This is a genomic window from Wolbachia endosymbiont of Pentidionis agamae, from assembly GCF_036711655.1.
In the GTDB taxonomy this organism is placed as follows: Bacteria; Pseudomonadota; Alphaproteobacteria; order Rickettsiales; family Anaplasmataceae; genus JAZHPY01.
In genome coordinates this window covers 1-3372 of the sequence record NZ_JAZHPY010000100.1, presented here as the reverse complement: position 1 = coordinate 3372, position 3372 = coordinate 1, and the positions used below count along the sequence as shown (strand labels likewise).

Below are 3372 nucleotides of genomic sequence, written 5' to 3'. Positions count from 1 at the left end.
GCATAAGAAAGATCATCATTCCAGGTATGGTTTATTTAGGTTGATAAGTAAGAGGCGTAGGCTTTTAAATTATATAAAGAGTAAGTTTGGTTATGAAGTCTATCAAAAGTTTATAGAGAAATTAGGTATTAGAAAATAGTAAAGGTTTTATATGTTTAAAGTTATAAATAAATCTATGGAGTGGGCTAATCGCTCTTTAGTAATAGAGACCGGTAAGATGGCACGTCAAGCTAATGGTTCAGTAGTGGTAAGTTATGGCGGTACTTCTATTTTAGCGACTGTTGTACATAAAAGAAAAGATGAGTATATTGATTTTTTACCACTAAATGTACAATTTATTGCGAAAAGCTATTCTGTAGGTAAAATTCCTGGTGGTTTCTTTAAAAGAGAAGGCAAACCATCTGAAAGGGAGACTTTAATTTCTAGATTAGTAGATAGAAGTATAAGGCCAATTTTTCATGATGGTTTTAATGATGATGTGAGTGTAGTATGTAATTTATTAACGTACGATTTGGCTAATGTACCTGAAGTACCAGCTTTAATTGGTGCTGTTGTTGCTCTTGCTATCTCAGGTATTCCTTTGAGGTCATTGGTAGCTGGGGTAATGGTTGGTTGCGATGAAAATAATAACTATGTTCTTAATCCTCTTGCGCATGAGGTTAAAGAGAGTGTTTTAGATCTATTTTTATCTAGTGACAAGGATTCTATTTTTATGGTTGAGTCTCAAGCACATGAATTTTCTGAAGAGGGTATGCTTGATGCTATGAAATTTGGTCATGAAAGCTTGCAGTCTGTATTAGCTTTTATGGAAGATTTTATTCAATGTACTGGAAACAATTCTGGAGTCTTTACTCCATCAGATATGACAAGTTTTACTGAGGAGTTTGAAAAAAGTTCTCAGGATTTTAAAGAAGCATATTCAAAAGAGAATAAAAAGGAACGTACCCGAGCTTTAGAAGATTTAAGGGGCAAGATCATATCACATTTCAGAGAAAAAGGGAAAGATGAACAACTAGTTGCTTATGCACTGAAAGGTTTTGAAAAGTCACTGGTTTGCAAGAATATTAAAAAGAATGGCATAAGGATAGATGGTCGTAAATATAATGATATACGTCCTATAGAAGCAGAAGTTGATATTTTGCATAAAACTCATGGTTCTTCTCTCTTTACAAGGGGTCATACTCAAGCTTTGGCTGTTACTGCTCTTGGTACTGTACAAGATGAGCAAGTTATTGATGATATTGATGGTGGGCGTGAGCACTTTATGTTACACTACAATTTCCCTTCTTTTGCTATAGGAGAAATTTCTACTACACGTGCACCTGGAAGAAGAGAAATTGGCCATGGTAAATTAGCTTGGAAAGCAATTTATCCTGTTTTACCGGATAAGTCAGACTTTCCTTATACGATCAGGGTAGTATCTGAAATTATGGAATCAGATGGGTCTTCTTCAATGGCAACGGTGTGTGCTGCTTCTCTTGCTTTAATGGATACTGGTGTTCCAATCAAGGCTCAAGTTGCTGGAATTGCTATGGGTCTCATAGGTGGCAAGGATGATGACTATATGGTGCTTTCTGATATCTTAGGTGAAGAAGATTATTTAGGAGATATGGATTTTAAGGTAGCAGGCACAAGCGTAGGAATTACTGCATTACAAATGGACATGAAGATTTCTGGTATAAGTTTTAAGGTTATTCGAGAGTCTTTAATGCAGGCTAGAGAAGGTAGATTACATATCCTTAATATAATGAATAGTGTCATTTCAAATCACAATAGCAGTATAAAGGATCATGCCCCTAAGGTATTGTCATTTTATATAGATAAGGGTAAAATTTCTAATGTTATAGGAAGTAAAGGGAAAAATATACGTTATATATGTGAGCAAAGTAATAGCAAAGTAGAGATAGATGATGATGGGAAGGTAAGCATTTTTGCTACAAACGATACTGAATCTGAGTTGGCAAGAAGTATGGTGTTTGATTCTATTACAGAAATAAGAGAAGGTTCATTATGTACTGTAAAAATTATTGAAGTAGGTAAGTCTACTGTAATAGTTGAGCTTTCTAATGGAAAAAGAGGGTTGATTCATATTAGTGAAATAGCTAATGAACATATTGAATCTATAGATGAAATACTAAGTTGTGGAGACATCATTAAAGCTTTAGTCATAGGGTTTGAACGAGGTTATATAAAGTTATCTAGACGTAAAGTTGATCAAGAAACAGGAGAATTGTTTGAAGGTGAGCTATATACACCACAAAAAAATTCAAATTATAGGGGTAGTCCTTTAAATAAAAGAAGTGGATTTAATGAAAGAAGTGGGTTTAATGGTAGAAAAGGTTTGCGTACAGGTAGTAGGGATAGAAATTATTCTAAGGAAAATAATAGTGGTAATTATCCAAGGGGTAATAGGCACAATTTTTATTAATAAACACATTATTGTCAGCAGTATTTTATACGGGATTGCTAAACTAGGTAGCTTGGGTGTAACCTTTTCTTTAAGAGAATTTGTGGTGTGGAATGTCTGACTCTTTTTAAAAAGCAGAGGTCATACTTTTCACCTCTTGCAAAGGACCTTTTTACTTGGACTTTCAACTAGCTTCTTTACTTTCTAATCTCTAGATTTACTTGAAAGAAGCATGGTTGTAAGTTTTAGTATGAGTGAGTGTAGCTTCGTTCGAATAGCCAAAATACAGGTATAAGGTGTTGCTTCTTCCTCCAGAGAAAATAGTAAAAGAAATAGTAATAAAGCTGTTAAAGGAATTAGTATTGCATAACTTAGTTGTTTTGTTTCTACCTCTACATGTCAAGGATGAGAAATTTACATAATAAGTAAGCAGTAATAATTACTTATTAGAATGTACCCTACAATAGATATCTTCTAATCTGATTATATCACTTTCAGATAAGTACGAACCTACTTGAATTTCAACGATCTCTAATGGTATTTGTCCACTTCTATTTTCAATTCTATGAACTGCATGTTTTGGAATTGTTATTGTATGATTTCGTTTAACAATATTAACTTCACTTTGTAGGCTTATTATGCCTACTCCAGATATCACTATTATGTGTTCTTCTCTATACTGATGAATCTGCTTCGAGGTACAACTTAATGGGTTAACTATCAGATATTTTATTAAAAAACCTGGACGTATTAAAACTACTTTATAAAAACCCCACGGTTTATATTCTTGCCTAATAGGTCTTAATTTCTTAACTTTACTAATAAGTGATAATATACTGCTATTTAAAATAATTTGTTTGTATTCTGTAAACTTGCCATAAAATTTATGTTCTGAAGTTGATTGCATTACCAAATTAGCCTTACTTGTATTTAATATACTACATTTTTCATTTTTAAAATGTAAA

General features: G+C 33.0%; 3 protein-coding genes. 2 read left to right on the top strand and 1 reads right to left on the bottom strand.

Annotation, left to right across the window (positions count from 1 at the left end):
• Window positions 1-139 (top strand): 30S ribosomal protein S15 (locus V6U76_RS04935; protein ID WP_333024011.1); only part of this gene is annotated, 139 nt, incomplete at its 5' end.
• 12 nt (window positions 140-151) lie between these two features.
• On the top strand, window positions 152-2428 hold the full coding sequence (gene pnp / locus V6U76_RS04930; RefSeq protein ID WP_333024008.1) for a polyribonucleotide nucleotidyltransferase: 2277 nt from the start codon (window positions 152-154) through the stop codon (window positions 2426-2428).
• 418 nt (window positions 2429-2846) lie between these two features.
• Here pnp and V6U76_RS04925 read toward each other — a convergent pair.
• Window positions 2847-3372: phosphomannose isomerase type II C-terminal cupin domain (locus V6U76_RS04925; RefSeq protein WP_333024007.1), on the bottom strand; the 526-nt coding region annotated here is incomplete at its 5' end.

Coding starts and splice junctions, on each gene's coding strand:
- pnp (WP_333024008.1), top strand. CDS start 152: ATGTTTAAAGTTATAAATAAATCTATGGAGTGGGCTAATCGCTCTTTA.